Annotated in this window: 10 protein-coding genes; 3 read left to right on the forward strand and 7 right to left on the reverse strand. The window is 72.0% G+C overall.

Annotated elements, in window-relative coordinates; all coding sequences use genetic code 11:
- Positions 1 to 214: 214 nt before the first annotated feature.
- The 6 genes from ACPYN5_RS00615 to ACPYN5_RS00640 all read right to left on the reverse strand — a co-directional run bounded on the left by ACPYN5_RS00615 (position 215) and on the right by ACPYN5_RS00640 (position 7,539).
- Positions 215 to 1,633 carry a rhamnulokinase gene (locus ACPYN5_RS00615; RefSeq protein WP_424447051.1) on the reverse strand — a complete coding sequence of 473 codons (1,419 nt, stop codon included), beginning with the start codon at positions 1,631 to 1,633 and terminating at the stop codon, positions 215 to 217.
- 103 nt (positions 1,634 to 1,736) lie between these two features.
- Positions 1,737 to 3,773 (reverse strand): bifunctional aldolase/short-chain dehydrogenase, encoded by a 2,037-nt coding sequence (locus tag ACPYN5_RS00620; RefSeq protein WP_424447052.1) that lies wholly within the window; start codon positions 3,771 to 3,773, stop codon positions 1,737 to 1,739.
- A gap of 28 nt (positions 3,774 to 3,801) precedes the next feature.
- A complete protein-coding gene (locus ACPYN5_RS00625; protein WP_424447053.1) occupies positions 3,802 to 4,662 on the reverse strand; it encodes an alpha/beta hydrolase fold domain-containing protein in 861 nt (286 codons plus the stop codon).
- The gene (locus ACPYN5_RS00630) at positions 4,659 to 5,975 is read right to left on the reverse strand and encodes an MFS transporter (RefSeq protein ID WP_424447055.1); all 1,317 of its coding nucleotides are present in this window, start codon (positions 5,973 to 5,975) and stop codon (positions 4,659 to 4,661) included. The genes ACPYN5_RS00625 and ACPYN5_RS00630 overlap by 4 nt, the downstream gene beginning before the upstream one ends.
- Positions 5,972 to 7,138, reverse strand: a complete 1,167-nt coding sequence (gene rhaI, locus ACPYN5_RS00635; RefSeq protein ID WP_424447056.1) for an L-rhamnose isomerase — start codon at positions 7,136 to 7,138, stop codon at positions 5,972 to 5,974. Before rhaI ends, ACPYN5_RS00630 begins: the two co-directional genes overlap by 4 nt.
- Positions 7,135 to 7,539 carry an L-rhamnose mutarotase gene (locus ACPYN5_RS00640; protein ID WP_424447057.1) on the reverse strand — a complete coding sequence of 135 codons (405 nt, stop codon included), beginning with the start codon at positions 7,537 to 7,539 and terminating at the stop codon, positions 7,135 to 7,137. The genes rhaI and ACPYN5_RS00640 overlap by 4 nt, the downstream gene beginning before the upstream one ends.
- A gap of 125 nt (positions 7,540 to 7,664) precedes the next feature.
- Between ACPYN5_RS00640 and ACPYN5_RS00645 the strand changes: the two genes are divergently transcribed.
- Positions 7,665 to 8,669, forward strand: coding sequence for a LacI family DNA-binding transcriptional regulator (locus tag ACPYN5_RS00645; protein ID WP_424447058.1), 1,005 nt, complete (start codon positions 7,665 to 7,667; stop codon positions 8,667 to 8,669).
- Between the two features lie 95 nt (positions 8,670 to 8,764).
- On the opposite strand, the gene ACPYN5_RS00650 is transcribed toward ACPYN5_RS00645, so the two are convergent.
- Positions 8,765 to 11,635, reverse strand: a complete 2,871-nt coding sequence (locus ACPYN5_RS00650) for an FAD-binding and (Fe-S)-binding domain-containing protein (RefSeq protein ID WP_424447059.1) — start codon at positions 11,633 to 11,635, stop codon at positions 8,765 to 8,767.
- A gap of 55 nt (positions 11,636 to 11,690) precedes the next feature.
- Between ACPYN5_RS00650 and ACPYN5_RS00655 the strand changes: the two genes are divergently transcribed.
- Positions 11,691 to 12,671 carry an aldo/keto reductase gene (locus tag ACPYN5_RS00655; RefSeq protein WP_424447060.1) on the forward strand — a complete coding sequence of 327 codons (981 nt, stop codon included), beginning with the start codon at positions 11,691 to 11,693 and terminating at the stop codon, positions 12,669 to 12,671.
- Entirely contained in the window at positions 12,668 to 15,769 is a 3,102-nt protein-coding gene (locus ACPYN5_RS00660; RefSeq protein WP_424447061.1) for a glycoside hydrolase family 2 TIM barrel-domain containing protein, read from the forward strand. Before ACPYN5_RS00655 ends, ACPYN5_RS00660 begins: the two co-directional genes overlap by 4 nt.
- The last annotated feature ends 8 nt before the right edge of the window (positions 15,770 to 15,777 follow it).

Here is a 15,777-nt window from a genome sequence, read left to right on the forward strand (position 1 = left end):
CTCGCCGCCTCGCCCCGCGGCACCCCTTGACACCGGATCCGGCCGCGGTGCCGATACAGTCGTCGGACTGCCGTGGCTCGTGTGGTCTCGACAGTCGGTCGAGGCTGCTTCAGCACCGCCAGCCCGACGAATGTATCGCCAGCCGGCGGCGGGACTGACGTCCTGGGACTGACGTCCTGGGACTGGCGTCCTGGAACTGACGTCCTGGCGCGGGTTAGGCGCGCGGCTCGTACCGCCGGGGCTCGTGCGTGCGGGCGACGAGGTCGCGGAGCGCCTCGAGCGAGCCCGAGACGAATCCGGCGGCCCGGGCCTGAACGAGGACGTTGCCGAGGGCCGTCGCCTCCACGGGGCCGGCCATCACCGGCATCCCGGACCGGTCGGCGGTGCGCTGGCACAGCAGCTCGTTGAGCGCGCCGCCCCCGACGATGTGGATCGTCCGCACGTCGACCCGCCCGAGGCGCGCCGCATCGGCGACCGCGTCGGCGAACGCCTGCGCGAGCGACTCGACGATCGACCGGGTGTACTCGGCGCGGGTCCGCGGCGGCGCGACGTCGTGCTCGGCGCACCACGCGTCGATGCGCGAGGTCATGTCGCCGGGTGCGAGGAAGCGCGGGTCGTTCACATCGAACACGACGCCTTCGGCCCCGCGTGCGGCGTCGAGCAGCGTCGGCAGGTCGATGCGGTGCCCCTCGCGGCGCTCCCACTGGCGCACGGCCTCGCTGAGCACCCAGAGACCCATGACGTTGTGCAGCAGCCGCACCCGCCCGTCGACGCCGCCCTCGTTCGTGAAGTTCGCCTCGAGCGCGGCACGGCTGAGCACCAGGTGGTCGACCTCCACCCCCACGAGGCCCCACGTGCCGCACGAGATGTAAGCCGCGGCATCCGCCTGCATCGGGACGGCGACGACGGCCGAGGCCGTGTCGTGCGAACCGACCGCGGTGACCGGCACGCCGTCGGGCGCGCCGAGCGACGCGGCGACGTCGGCGCGGAGCGCCCCGAGCCGGTCGCCGGGCGCGATGAGCGGGGGGAGGATGCCGCGCGGGATGCCGACCGCTGAGACGAGGGCGTCGTCCCACGACGCCTGCAGCACGCGCAGCAGTCCCGTCGTCGAGGCGTTGGTCTGCTCGGCACGGGCGACCCCGGTGAGCCAGTACCCGACGAGGTCGGGCACCAGCAGCGCCGTGTCGGCGAAGGCGAGCAGCCCGGGATCTTCGGCGGCGAACTGGTACAGCGTGTTGAACGGCAGGAACTGCAGCCCGTTGCGCTCGAACAGCTCGGCGTGGGGGAAGCGCGCGTGCACGCTCGCCACCCCCCGGGCCGTGCGCTCGTCGCGGTAGTGGAAGGGCTCGCCGAGCAGGCGCCCGCCGCGCAGCAGCCCGTAGTCGACGGCCCACGAGTCGACCCCGATCGAGGCGATCTCGGGCGTCGCGCGGAAGGCCTCGCGCAGGCCGTCGAGAACCGAGCCGTACATGCCCACGAGGTTCCAGTGCAGGCCGTCGCCGGCGAACACGGGGTCGTTGGCGAACCGTGCGACCGTCGTGGTCTCGAGCACGTCCGGCCCGACCCGCCCCACGATCACCCGTCCGCTCGTGGCCCCGAGGTCGACCGCCGCGACCGCCCCCGAACCGGTCATGCGCGGCATCCCTCTGCCGAGTGCACGGCCGCTCGCCGAGAGCACGGGATCTCGACGCGTGGATGGGGTGCACTCGGCGCGAAGCCGTGCACTCGGCGCCCGGTCATCGGAGGAAGGCGGCGGCGACGCCGGAGTCGACCGGGATGTGCAGGCCCGTCGTGCGCGAGAGCTCGGGGCCGGTCAGCACGTAGACGGCGTCGGCGACGTTCTCGGGGACGACCTCGCGCTTGAGGATCGTGCGGTTGGCGTAGAACTGCCCGAGGTCCTCCTCCTTGACCCCGTAGGTCGCGGCGCGGTTGGCGCCCCAGCCGGCGGCGAAGATGCCCGAGCCGCGGACGACGCCATCGGGGTTGATGCCGTTGACCCGCACGCCGTGCTCGCCGAGCTCGACGGCGAGCAGGCGCACCTGGTGGGCCTGGTCGGCCTTGGTCGCCGAGTACGCGATGTTGTTCGGGCCGGCGAAGACCGAGTTCTTCGACGAGATGTAGATGACGTCGCCGCCGAGCTTCTGCTCGATGAGCGCCTTCGCCGCGGCCTTCGCGACGAGGAACGAGCCCTTCGCCATGACGTCGTGCTGCAGGTCCCAGTCCTTCTCGGTGGTCTCGAGCAGCGGCTTCGACAGTGACAGGCCCGCGTTGTTCACGACGAGGTCGATGCCGCCGAACGCGAGCAGCGTCGCGTCGATGGCTGCCTGCACGCCCTCGGCGTCGGCCACGTTCGCGGCCACACCGATCGCGACGTCGGTGCCGCCGAGCTCCGCGGCCGCCGCCTGGGCCTTCTCGAGGTCGAGGTCGGCGACGACGACGCACGCGCCCTCGGCCGCGAGCCGCGTGGCGATGGCCTTTCCGATGCCGGATGCCGCTCCCGTGACGAACGCGATGCGCCCCTGGTGGGTCTTGGGCTTGGGCATCCGCTGGAGCTTGGCCTCCTCGAGGGCCCAGTACTCGATGCGGAACTTCTCCGCGTCGGAGATCGGGGCGTAGGTCGAGAGGGCCTCGGCGCCGCGCATGACGTTGATCGCGTTGACGTAGAACTCGCCCGCGACGCGCGCGGTCTGCTTGTTCGCGCCGTACGAGAACATGCCCACGCCCGGGACGAGCACGATGAGCGGGTCGGCGCCGCGGATCGCCGGTGATGACGCGTCGGCGTGGGCGTCGTAGTAGGCCTGGTAGTCGGCGCGGTACTCGGCGTGCAGCTCGTGCAGGCGCGCGATCTGCTCGTCGACGGATGCCGTCGCGGGCACGTCGAGGATCAGCGGCTTGACCTTCGTCCGCAGGAAGTGGTCGGGGCAGCTGGTGCCGAGCGCCGCGAGCGCGGGCGCCTTCTCGGATGCCAGGAAGTCGAGCACCACTGCGGCATCGGTGTAGTGACCGACCATGGGCTTGTCGGTCGAGGCGATGCCGCGGATGGTCGCGGCGAGGGCCGCGGCGCGGGCCCGGCGCTCGGGCTCGGGCAGGGCCTCGAAGCCGTCACGGACGCCGCCGAAGGGCTCCGGCGCGCCGTGCTGGTCGATGTAGGCCTGGGCCGTCTCGATGATCCACAGGCTGTTCGCCTCGGCCTCGTCGGAAGTGTCGCCCCAGGCCGTGATGCCGTGCCCGCCCAGGATGCATCCGATCGCCTCCGGGCTCTGCGCCTTGATGGCGGCGATGTCGAGCCCGAGCTGGAACCCCGGACGACGCCAGGGCACCCAGACGACCTTCTCGCCGAAGATGGTCGCCGTCAGCTCCTCGCCGTCGGCGGCCGTCGCGATGGCGATGCCGGCGTCGGGGTGCAGGTGATCGACGTGGGCCGCATCGACCAGCCCGTGCATGGCGGTGTCGATCGACGGGGCCGCGCCGCCCTTGCCGTGCAGGCAGTAGTCGAATGCGGCGACCATCTCGTCTTCGCGCTCGACGCCGGGGTAGACGTCGACGAGGGCGCGCATGCGGTCGAGCCGCAGCACGGCCAGACCCGCCTCCGTGAGGGTGCCGAGGTCGCCGCCCGATCCCTTGACCCACAGCAGCTCGACGGGCTCGCCGGTGACGGGGTCGATGTCGGTGCCCTTGGCGGAGGTGTTCCCGCCGGCGTAGTTGGTGTTCTTCGGGTCGGAACCCAGGCGGTTGCTGCGCGCGATGAGGTCGGCGGCTGCGGCGGAGGTCATGGCTTTCCTTCGGGATCGGGAGGTGAGGTCAGGACGAGGTGAGGGCGGCGAAGCGCCGGACGATGCGTTCCATCGAGGCGGCGAACCCCGGGTGTTCGGGTCGGTTGAGGTGCCCGTGGTCGGTGCCGGGCTCGACGACGGCCTCGACGTCGACCCCGGCGGTGCGAAGCGTGGCGGCGAACACGTCGCCCGAGACGCTCAGCTCGTCGATTTCGCTGTTGATCATGAGCGTCGGCGGGAAACCCGTCAGCTCGGCGGCCGACGCGAGGCCCGGCACCGCGCCGATCGGGGCGCCGATGACGGAGGTGCCGAGGTAGTTCTCGTACATGCCGCGGACGACCTCGGGGCCGAACCTGTCGTGCTCGGGGTGAGCCGCGAGAGCGGCACGCAGCGCGAGCCCCGGCGCCGGCTGCACCGCGAGCAGGGTGGGATAGGCCAGTACGACGAGGCGCGGCAGGACGCCGCCCGCCGCGAGGAGCCGGAGCGTCGCGCCGGCTGCGAGGTTGGCGCCGGCGCTGGCGCCCCCGATCGCGAGGCGGGAGACGCCGAGCCGCTCGGCGTGAGCGTTCGCCCACTCCCACGCGCGCAGGACGTCGTCGGATGCCGCGGGGTAGCGGTTGCCGCTGCGGTCCTCGGCCAGCCGGGCGTCCCCGTCTCCTTCCCCGTCGGCGTCCGCGCCCCAGCCCGCTGGCGCGAGACGATAGTCGACCGAGAAGACCGTCGTGCCGGCGCCGGCGAGGACGCGCGCCACGGCATCCGCCTCGGGCATGTCGAGGTCGCCGAAGGCGAAGCCGCCGCCGTGCATCCACACGAGGCCCGTGCCGTTCGGGCGGTCGGCCGGATAGACGCGGACGAGACCCTCGGCGTCTGCCGAAGGCGCGACGGTCATCGCCGCGTCCGCTCGTCCGCCGGGGACGGCACGTGCCGGCCGTAGCGCTCGAGCTCGATGTCCTCGAGCGACTTGCCCTCGGTGGTCGGCGCCCAGATGGTGCCGATCAGCAGTGCGGCGACGAGCAGCGCGAGGATGATGACGCCCAGGCCGCCGAGACCGAGCCCCGACAGCAGGACGGGGAACACCAGGCTCAGAAGTCCGACCATGACCCTCGCGAGCATGAACAGCACACCCTGCGCGCTCGCGCGGTAGCGGGTGGCGAACAGCTCGGCGGTCCACAGGCCGTAGAAGGCCTGCGCCCCGATTCCCGCGGACACGCCCCAGGCGACGGCGAAGAACAGGAGCGAGAACAGGCCCGGCGGTGCGTAGATCAGCACGGCCCAGGCGACGACGCCGAGCGCCGCGCCCCCGAGATACAGCCACTTCCGCCGGACCCGGTCGCCGAAGCGCATGAACCCGAAGAAGGTGGCGGCGGCTGTGAGACTCCACACGAGCACCTGCAGCAGGTTCTGCTGCATCGGGTCGTGCAGGCCCGCGGCGTCGTACACCCGCGGCTGGAAGATGCCCGCCTGGCCCGCGACGGTGTTCCAGAGCCCGTAGACGCCGATGAGGAAGGCGAGCGCGCCCCAGTTCTTGGGCTCTTTGAGCAGGCCCACGATGCCGGAGAAGAACGACGGGCGCTCGCCCGCGACGAGAGCGGCCTCGCGTTCGCTCTTCCACCGGCGCGACTCGGGGAGTCCGCGACGCACCCACCACGTGACGGCGGCGATGACGAAGAGGTGGAAGAAGATCAGGCGCGAGCCGAGCAGTCCGAGTGGGCCGACGATGACGGCGAGCAGGAACCCGACCGCAGGGCCGATCGACCAGGCGAGCTGGGCCGTGCCCACGTGCGCGGCCCGGTGCTCGTTCGGGGCCTCTTCGGCGATGTAGGTCCACGACGCGGGAACCCCCGCGCCCACCGCGATGCCCATGAGGATGACGCCGACGAGCAGCACGGTGAGGTTCGGCGCGAAGGTCACCGCCAGCGCTCCCACCATGAACACGATCAGGTCGTACGTGTAGATGAACTTCCGGCCGAGGCGGTCGCAGAGCGGACCGCCGATGGCCGCGCCGATCGCGGCGCCGAAGGCGTTCGCCGAGAGGGCCGCGACGATCCCCACGACGCCGTCGTCGAAGCCGAAGGCCTCCTGCCACAGCGACAGGCTCGTCGCGAGCGCGATGATGGCGCCGGCTTCGATGTAGTTCGACATGGCGACCGCGATGGTCGCCTTCCAGGCGCTGAGGGGTCGGCGGGTGCGCGTGGTGCTCATGCGCCCCAACCGGCCTGCGTGCCCCCGACCCGGTCGGCCTCGATCTTCTGCTGGTAGCCGGATGCCGCGTACGCGGCCATCGGGTCGGCGGGGAGCCCCCGCGACTCGCGCCACTCGGCGAGGGCGGGCCGGACGTCGGTGTAGAAGGCGTCCATGAACACGGCCTGCGCGCCCAGAACGTCGTTCGCGGTGCGGGCGGCGGCGAGGGCGTCGGCGTCGATGAGGAGCGCTCGCGCCGTCATCTCCTGGACGTTGAGCACCGAGCGGATCTGGCCCGGGATCTTCGCCTCGATGTTGTGGCACTGGTCGAGCATGAACACGACGTCGGGGTTGTCGAAGCCGCCGCCGCGGAGCACCTCGACGAGAATGCGGAACAGCTGGAACGGGTCGGCGGCGCCCACGATGAGGTCGTCGTCGGCGTAGAACCGCGAGTTGAAGTCGAACGAGCCGAGCTTTCCGAGGCGGAGCAGCTGCATCACGATGAACTCGATGTTCGTGCCGGGCGCGTGGTGCCCGGTGTCGAGGCACACCATCGCGCGCTCGCCGAGAGCCGCGACCTGCACATAGCTCGTGCCCCAGTCGGGAACGTCGGTGTGGTAGAACGACGGTTCGAAGAACTTGTACTCCAGCACCAGGCGCTGCTCGCCCGTGAGACGTGCGTAGATCTGCTGCAGCGAGTCGGCCAGGCGGTCCTGACGCGCGCGCATGTCGTTCTGTCCGGGGTAGTTCGACCCCTCGGCCAGCCAGATCTTGAGGTCGCGCGAGCCCGTGGCATCCATGACCTCGATGCACTCGAGGTGGTGGTCGATGGCCTTGCGGCGGATCGCGTCGTCCTCGTGGGTGAGGGCGCCGAACTTGTAGTCCTCGTCCTGGAAGGTGTTGGAGTTGATCGTGCCGAGGGCGACGCCCAGGTCTTCGGCGTGCCGGCGGAGCGCGCTGTAGTCGTCGACCTTGTCCCACGGGATGTGCAGCGCCACCGAGGGAGCGAGGCCGGTCACCCGGTTGACCTCGGCGGCGTCGGCGATCTTCTCGAACGGATCGCGGGGAGTGCCGGCGGTGGGGAACACCCGGAATCGCGTGCCGGAGTTGCCGAAGGCCCAGCTGGGCAGCTCGATGCCCTGGCGCTCGAGCAGGGCGAAGTGGTCGGGGGAGAGGATGCTCACGATGCGTCGTCGCTTTCGTCGGTGGATCGGTCGGATGCGGTGGCGTCGGTGCCGCTCGCCGCGAGTTGGTCGTGCAGGTTGAAGATCTCGATCAGCGGCGTCGCGGCCTGGTCGGGTCGGCCCTCGAGGCCGACGAAGAAGCGCGCCATCTCGGCCTCCCATCGGGCCGCGACGGGAGAGGCGGCGAGGTAGGCCTGCGCCGCGTCGTCGTCGTCGACCTCGTAGTAGCCGATCAGCCGGCCTCCCTCCCCGAGGAAGAGGGAATAGTTGCGGCGTCCCGACGCGGCGATCTCGGCGAGCATCTCCGGCCAGACGGGGGTGTGCCGGGCGACGTACTCATCGAGCAGGTCGGGCTGGACCTGCAGCGAGAAGCAGACCCGGTGCGCAGATGCACTCGTCATCGAGGTTCCTTGGTGAGGGGGCGTGAATCGTTTCATGAGCCTAGCGGGTCGCGAGCGGCGGCACAACTGGCAAGCGCTTACCGGATTCCTGCCCTCATCATCGCCTGCGCGCTACGGTGGTGTGCATGGCAGTGAGCGTGCGGGATGTCGCGGTCGCGGCATCCGTTTCGGTGGGGACCGTGTCGAACGTCCTCAACAATCCGACGCGCGTGTCGCCCGACATGGTCGCGCGGGTGCAGCAGGCCATCGCCGATCTCGGGTTCGTCCGCAACGACGCGGCGCGGCAGCTGCGTGCCGGACGCAGCCGGTCGATCGGTCTCGTCGTCCTCGACATCGGCAACCCGTTCTTCGCCGAGGTTGCGCGCGGCGCGGAGGCGCGGGCTGCCGAGAGCGGGATGACGGTGCTGCTCAGCACGAGCGACGAGAAGCCCGAGCGCGAGTCGGCGCACCTCGATCTCTTCCGCGAGCAGCGCGTCAACGGCGTGCTGGTCACGCCCGCGGGCGACGACCTCGACCGCCTGCGGGGCCTCCAGGCGGCGGGCGTGCCGGTCGTCCTCGTCGACCGCGAGGTGCCGGACGACGTCTTCGCATCCGTGTCGGTCGACGACGTCGAGGGCGGATACCTCGCCGTCTCGCATCTGTTGGCGCGGGGTCGACGGCGCATCGCGTTCGTGCGTGGCCCCGTGTCGATCCGCCAGGTGGCCGATCGACTCGAGGGAGCCAAGCGGGCGGTCGCCGAGGTCGCCGGGGCGCGTCTCGAAGAGATCCCCGTGCCGGCGCTGTCGGTGCTGCACGGACGCGCCGCCGGCGAGCAGCTGCGCGAGCGCACGTGCGAGCACCGCGTCGACGCGGTCTTCACCGCGAACGACCTGCTCGCCGTCGGCGTGCTGCAGGCGTTCTCGGTGCTGGGCCGGGTGCGCGTGCCCGACGAGGTCGCGCTCATCGGCTACGACGACATCGACTTCGCCTCGGCCACGGTCGTGCCGCTCAGCTCGATCCGCCAGCCCGCGCACGAGATCGGATACCGTGCCGTCGACCTGCTGCTGCGCGGGCTCGACGAACCGGCGGGCGAGCACGAGCGCCGCGTGCGCTTCCGTCCCGAACTCGTCGTCCGCGAGTCGACCGGCTGAGCCGATACCCCGCCGACCGGCGTCTCGATGACCGCCTCGATGACCGCGCCGATGACCGCACCGGAGCTCCGGCGGGCGGCTCGGGAGCGGTCCCGTCAGGGGCGGGTGGCCTCCTCCAGGAGCTCGAGGACGTGCCGGTAGGGCATTCCGGTCGCCCGCGTCATGCCGATCTCGCACGTGCGGTTGCACGACGCGTGCGCGTCGCCTCCCGCGGCGCGGACCTCCGCGGCCTCCGCCGCCGTGGCCGAGGCGGTGAGCTCGGGATGCAGCATCCCGCGGTCGCCCGCGAAGGCGCAGCATCCCCACGAGTCGGGCACGACGACATCGCGGGCCACGGCTCCTGCCAGCGCACGCAGGGCCGGGTCGAGCCCGAGCTGCGTCGATGAGCAGGTGGGATGCAGCACCAGACGTCCGATGCGGGGCGCCGGCACCGCGAGCCGGGGCAGCAGCTCGCGCTCGGCGAAGGCGACGGCATCCTCGACGCGCACCGTCACGCCGGCATCCGCGAGCAGGTGGACGAAGCCCTCGGTACAGCTCGACGCGTCCGTCACGACCGTGAGCACGCCGTCGCGGGTGGCGCGCTGCACAGCCGACACGACGCGCGCCGACATGACGTCGCGGCCGCGCGCATACCCTTTCGATGTCCACGGCGTGCTGCAGCACAGGCCGTCGACGCCGGGCGGAATCACCAGCGGCACGCCGGCGCGGTCCGCGAGTCGCCGGAAAGCCTCGGTGGCGCCGATTCCCGGCCCGGTGGCGCCGGCCTCGGCCGGGCCGAACATGGTGTTCACGCACGCCGGCAGGAACACCGCCGCAGGAGGAGAGCCGGGGTCGGCGTCGCCGGAGCCGGAGTGCTGCCGCAACCGGCCTCGGGCGCGTCCACCGCGCGGCAGGTCCGCGTCGTAGCGAGGCAGGGTCTCGGCTCCGACGACCGCGCGACCGAGGTCCGTCACCGCCGTGACGGCGGACGCGGGAGCGCGATCGGCGACGCTCAGGGCCGCCGATGCCGCCTGGGTCACCGTGCTCCAGCCGTGCGCCGCGCCCGCCCAGGCGGCGTCGGCGACGGCGCTCGCCTCGTTGCGGCGGAGACGCTTGACGAGCGATCCGGTGTTGATGAGAACCGGGCACGCCGTCTGGCACATGCCGTCGACCGCGCAGGTCTCGACCCCCGCGTAGCCGTAATCGCGCTCGAGCTCGGCCGCGAGCCGGTCATCGCCCGACGCCGCGGCGCGAGCGATCGCGCGGCGAGTCACGATCCGCTGGCGCGGGGTGAGGGTGAGGTCCTTGCTCGGGCAGACCGGTTCGCAATAGCCGCACTCGACGCAGCGATCGACCTCCGCCTCGACCGTCTCGGCCAGCTTGATGTTCTTCAGGTGCGCCTCGGGGTCGTCGTCGATGATGACGCCCGGGTTCAGGATGCCGGCGGGGTCGCACAGCCGCTTGAGCTGCACCATCACGTCGTACAGCTCGTCGCCGTACTGGCGGCGGACGTAGGGGGCCATGACCCGGCCGGTGCCGTGCTCGGCCTTCAGATTGCCCCCACCGGCCAGGACGAGGTCGACCATCGCCTCGGTGAACGCCGCGTACCGCGACAGCTGTTCATCCGTCTCGAACCGGTCGGTGAGCATGAAGTGGACGTTGCCGTCCTTCGCATGGCCGAAGATCACGCTGTCGCGGTAGTCGTAGCGCGCGAACAGGTCCTGCAGCGACGCGCAGGTTCCGGCGAGGGCGGGGACGGGCACCACGACGTCTTCGAGCAGCGCCGTCGTGCCGCTCGGGCGTGCGCCGGCGACCGAGGCGTAGAGGCCCTTGCGCAGCTTCCATGCGGCCGCGCGACTCGCCGGATCGGTCGACAGCGTCGCCGGTGCCAGGAGCGGTTGCGCGGCGAGAAGGCGGGCCCCGGCGGCGGTGAGCGAGCCGAGCTCGTCGTCGGACCCGGCGTGGTATTCCACGAGCAGGGCAGCGTGCGCGTCGACCGTGAAACCGCGGATGGCGTCGGGCGCATCGCTCAGGGACTGGCCGACCCGCAGGCTGGTGGCGTCCATGAGCTCGAGGGTCGCCGCCCCGCCCGCGACGAGCTCGGGCAGGGCGCTCGTGGCCGCGGCGAGGTCCCGGAAGACGGCGAGGGCGGTGGCGGCACGCGGGCGGATCTCGACGGTGCGATAGGTCGCCTCGGCGACGAAAGCCAGCGTGCCCTCGCTGCCGATGATCAGGTGGGCGAGGAGAGCCGCGGGGGAGTCGTAGTCGAGGAAGGCGTTGACGCCGTACCCCATCGTGTTCTTCATCGCGAAGGAGCGCTCGATGATCGCGACGCTCTCGGTGTTGGAGACGACGCGGCGCCGCAACTGCTCGAGACCGGCGACGAGAGCGGGCTCCGCCGCGCGCAGCAGGCGGTCGGCATCCGGTGCCGCGGTGTCGACCACCGTGCCGGAGGGGAGGACGAAGACGAGGGATTCCAGCGTGCGGTAGGTGTTCTCCACGGTGCCGCACGCCATGCCGCTGGAGTTGTTGCTGACAACCCCGCCGATGGTGCACGCGGCCTCGCTGGCGGGGTCCGGGCCGAGCCGGTACCCGTGTCGCGCCAGCCGGGTGTTGACCTGGCGCACCGTGGCGCCCGGCTGTGCGCGCACGCGGCGCCCGCCGTCGAGCACGTCGATCCGCCGGAAGCCCCGTCGCACGTCGACCAGCAGGCCATCGGTGGCGCTCTGGCCCGACAGGCTGGTGCCGCCCGAGCGGAAGGTCACCGGCATCCGGCGCTCCGTCGCGGAGCGCAGCAGACGGGCGACGGCTGCGGCGTCGTCGGCCGTGGCGACGGCGCGCGGCGTCAGTAGGACGTGAGAGGCATCGGATGCCTGCGCGACGCGGTCGAGCGAGCGCGTCGACACGGTTCCGGCGTCGCCGAGAGCCGTCGCGATCGCGGCGATCTCGCGAGGCGGCAGCGGTGGGGCCAGCATGGGAGTCGCCATCGTTGTCCCCGATCGGTAGGATGACATCGCATTCATTATAGAATGGATATTCACAATGCGGCAGAGCAGCCACATCTCCACCCACCCCGACGAGCCGCAGCGCGTGCTCGGCGACACCGGCATCGCCGTCGGCGACATCACCGTGGGCACCTCCGGGCTCGGGCGGGGGACCGCGCCGGGATCGGTCGAGGAGCGGACCGCCGTCGATCACGCCCGGGCCTTCCTCACCGGCCCGTTCGCCGTCGTCGACACCTCCAACGAGTACGCGGGCGGACGCTCGGAGGCGGTGCTCGGCGTCGCCCGGGCCGAGCTGGGCGACGAGCCCGTCGCCCGCATCGCGACCAAGGTCGACCGAGACCCCGATACGGGCCGCTTCGATCGTGACCGCGTGCTGCGCTCGTACGAGGAGAGCCTGGCCCGCCTGGGGCTGGACCGGGTCGAGGTGCTGCACCTGCACGACCCCTACTCCGTCACGTTCGCCGAGGCCACCGCGCCCGGCGGCGCGCTCGACGGGCTCCGCGAGCTGAAGGATGCCGGGGCCGTCGACGCCATCGGCATCGCGGCCGGCCCCATCCCGCTGATGACCGCATACGTGGAGACCGACCTCTTCGATGTCGTGCTCTCGCACAACCGCTTCACCCTCGTCGATCAGAGCGCCGCGCCCCTGTTCGCCGCCGCCCGTCGTCGGGGAATGGGCGTGTTCAACGCCGCGCCCTTCGGCGCCGGCATCCTCGCCCACGGGGCCCGCGAGGGCGCCAGCTATGGCTACCGGCCGGCCCCGCCCGCGCTGATCGACTGGGTCGCGCGCGCCGAGGGCGTCTGCGCTCGCCACGCGGTGCCGCTGCGGGCGGTCGCCCTGCACTTCTCGCTGCGCTCGCCGCTGGTGGACTCCACGATCGTCGGCGTCTCGTCGACGGAGCGCCTGCGGCAGCTGGTCGAGCTGAGGGACACCGCGATCCCCGACGACATCTGGGCCGAGCTCGAGGCCCTGGGGCCGGCGCCGACGACGATCGACGACGCGGAGGACATCGAGTGAACTACTGGGAGAGCACGGACGCGGGCGAGGGATGCCGCGCCCCGCGGGCGGACGCGCGCACCGATGCCCCGACGATCGACCTCTCCGGTCGATGGCGGTTCCGGCTCTCCCCGACCGCGCTCGGCACGGGCGACGCGTTCGTCGGCGACGACTTCGACGACAGCGGATGGGATGAGATCCGAGTGCCCGCGCACTGGGTGCTCGAGGACATCACCCCGCTGGCGGGCGGCCCCGCCCGGTCGGTGCGCGGCACCGCCGAGGGGCCGCTGTACACGAACACGGCGTATCCGATCCCGCTCGACCCGCCGCGCGTCGCGACTGAGAACCCCACCGGCGACTACCGGCTCGAGTTCGAGGTGCCCGCCGGGTTCGAGCGCGCGGTGCTGCGGTTCCAGGGCGTGGATTCGTGCGCGAAGGTGTGGCTGAACGGCGTCGAGCTCGGCTGGTCGAGCGGCAGCCGGCTTCCCGTCGAGTTCGACGCCCCCACGCGGCCCGGGCGGAACGTGCTGGCGGTGCGCGTTCACCGCTGGTCGAGCGGCACGTATCTCGAAGACCAGGACATGTGGTGGCTGCCGGGCATCTTCCGCGAGGTGGAGCTGATCGCCCGTCCCGACGGTGCCATCGACGACCACGTCGTCCACGCCGACTACGACCATCTCTCCGGGATCGGCACACTGCGGGTGGAGGCGACGACCGAGGCGATCGTGGAGATCCCCGAGCTCGGCATCCGCATGGCAGCCGGGCAGACGGCATCCGTGGCGGTCGAGCCCTGGAGCGCCGAGACGCCGCGGCTGTACCGGGGCACGCTCGTCTCGGCGGGGGAGCGGGTCGAGCTCGCGGTCGGGTTCCGGCACGTCGAGATCGTCGACGGCGTGTTCACCGTGAACGGGCGGGCGGTCACCTTCCGCGGTGTGAACCGGCACGAGCATCATCCCGACACGGGCCGGACGCTCGACCGTGAGACGATGATCCGAGACATCGTGATGATGAAGCGGGCGAACATCGACGCCGTTCGCACGAGCCACTACCCGCCGCATCCGGAGTTCCTCCGGCTGTGCGACGAGTACGGCCTGTGGGTCGTGGCGGAGTGCGATCTCGAGACCCACGGCTTCATCTACGCCGGATGGCAGGGCAATCCGCCCGCCGAGCCCGCGTGGCGGGGCGCGCTGATGGACCGCCTGCGCCGCACCGTCGAACGCGACAAGAACCGTCCGAGCATCGTCGTGTGGTCGCTCGCGAACGAGAGCTGGGTGGGGGAGACCTTCGGCGAGATGCGGCGTTGGCTCGACGAGCGCGACCCCTCGCGCGCCGTGCTGTACGAGCGCGACCCCAGCTACCGGGACTCGGACTTCTATTCGCTCATGTACCCCTCGCTCGAGCTGCTCGAGCAGATCGGCCGCCGCGAGGAGCCGCGCGGCGGCCGGCTGGGGATGCACGGCCTCGTCTTCGACTCGTCGGCACGAGAGCCCGATGCCGCCGCAGCGGCGACGCCGCCGGCGGCGTCGCGTCCGGGCGAGGTCACCGACGCCGACGACGAACGACGCCGCGGGCTCCCCTTCCTGCTCGTCGAGTACGCCCACGCCCAGGGCAACGGACCGGGCTCGCTGCAGGACTACTGGCGCATCATCCGTTCCCACGATCGCCTGTGCGGTGCGTTCGTGTGGGAGTGGATCGATCACGGCCTGTCGGCAGTGACCCCCGACGGCATCCCGTTCATCATGCACGGCGACGACGTGGACTACGAGCCGCGCGGCGGCCGGTTCAGCCTGCACGGGCTCGTCTTCAGCGACCGCACGCCCACCCCCGGTCTTGTCGAGCTCGCGAAGGCGCACGAGCCGTTCCTCATCTCGATCGCAGACGGCGGGGTCGAGATCGCCAACGAGAGGCACAGTGCCGACACCGCCGACATCGCCTGGCGGTGGATCATCGAGGTCGACGGGCGCGAGACGGAGTCGGGGGCGTGGGAGGTGCCGCTCATCGCGGCGGGCGAGGCGGTGCGGATGCCGTTGCCCGCGCTCGGTCCGTCGGGCGAGGGCGCCCCGTCGCGCATCCTCACCGTCGAGGCCGCGCTCGCGGACGCCACGTCGTGGGCCGAGGCCGGACACGTCATCGCCTGGGCGCAGCACGAACTGGTCGCGTCCGTCGGCCCGACGCCCGCGCTCGCCGGCGCGCCGGCGCTTGCGGCAGCGCCCGCGCTCACACGAGACGCCGTCGAGACTTCCGACGCGGCTCAGCCTGCGAGCGGGATCGCAGCCCCGGATGCCGGTGGGATCCGCATCGGACCGGGCGTCTTCGACGCCGACACCGGTCGGCTCCGGCGACTGGGCGATCTCGAGGTCGACGGGCCGTGGCTCGATCCGCATCGCGCGCCGACCGAGAACGACCACGGGCAGGGCGACCTCAACGACCTCGCCGCGGTGTGGCGCAAGACGGGGATGAACCGCATGCAGCACCGCGTCGACGAGATCGCCGTCGACGCCGGCATCCTGCGGGTCCGCGGCCGGACGGCGCCGTCGACCCACCCGCACGGCCTGCTGTGGACGATGCTCTGGCGCGCCGACGGCGACGGACTCGTCCTCGATGTCGCCGTCGACTTCGACGGGGCGTGGGACGACACCCCGTACCTGCATCGCGACATCTGGCTGCCCCGGCTGGGCCTGCTGTTCTCGCTGCCGGGCGGCACCGACCGGGTGGAGTGGTTCGGTCGTGGTCCGGGTGAGACCTACGTCGACTCCTTCGAGGGCTCGCGGCTGGGCCGTTTCGCGCGAACCGTCGATGCGCTGCAGACCCCGTACCCGGTGCCGCAGGAGAACGGCAACCACGTCGCGACGCGGTGGCTTCGCATCTGGGGCGACGAGGCGCCGGCCCTGCGCGTGGAGGGGCGTCCCGTGTTCGACTTCACGGCGCGGCGGTGGACCTCGCTCGACCTCGAACGGGCCGACAAGCCCCACCAGTTGCGCGACACCGGCCGGGTGTGGCTCAACCTCGACGCCGGTCAGCAGGGCATCGGCTCAGCCTCGGTCGGCCCGGCGCTTCCCGAGCGGTACCGCCTGCGCCGGGAGCGCACGGAGTGGTCGCTGCGCCTGTCGGCGGGCTGACCACTCCG

It is taken from the genome of Microbacterium arborescens, from assembly GCF_049707515.1.
GTDB classification, from domain to species: domain Bacteria; phylum Actinomycetota; class Actinomycetes; order Actinomycetales; family Microbacteriaceae; genus Microbacterium; species Microbacterium arborescens_B.

Bases quoted from the DNA above. Each gene is read 5' to 3' on its own strand.
- ACPYN5_RS00615 (WP_424447051.1), bottom strand. From the start codon at position 1,633: ATGACCGGTTCGGGGGCGGTCGCGGCGGTCGACCTCGGGGCCACGAGC.
- ACPYN5_RS00620 (WP_424447052.1), bottom strand. From the start codon at position 3,773: ATGACCTCCGCCGCAGCCGCCGACCTCATCGCGCGCAGCAACCGCCTG.
- ACPYN5_RS00625 (WP_424447053.1), bottom strand. From the start codon at position 4,662: ATGACCGTCGCGCCTTCGGCAGACGCCGAGGGTCTCGTCCGCGTCTAT.
- ACPYN5_RS00630 (WP_424447055.1), bottom strand. From the start codon at position 5,975: ATGAGCACCACGCGCACCCGCCGACCCCTCAGCGCCTGGAAGGCGACC.
- ACPYN5_RS00640 (WP_424447057.1), bottom strand. From the start codon at position 7,539: ATGACGAGTGCATCTGCGCACCGGGTCTGCTTCTCGCTGCAGGTCCAG.
- ACPYN5_RS00645 (WP_424447058.1), top strand. From the start codon at position 7,665: ATGGCAGTGAGCGTGCGGGATGTCGCGGTCGCGGCATCCGTTTCGGTG.
- ACPYN5_RS00650 (WP_424447059.1), bottom strand. From the start codon at position 11,635: ATGGCGACTCCCATGCTGGCCCCACCGCTGCCGCCTCGCGAGATCGCC.
- ACPYN5_RS00655 (WP_424447060.1), top strand. From the start codon at position 11,691: ATGCGGCAGAGCAGCCACATCTCCACCCACCCCGACGAGCCGCAGCGC.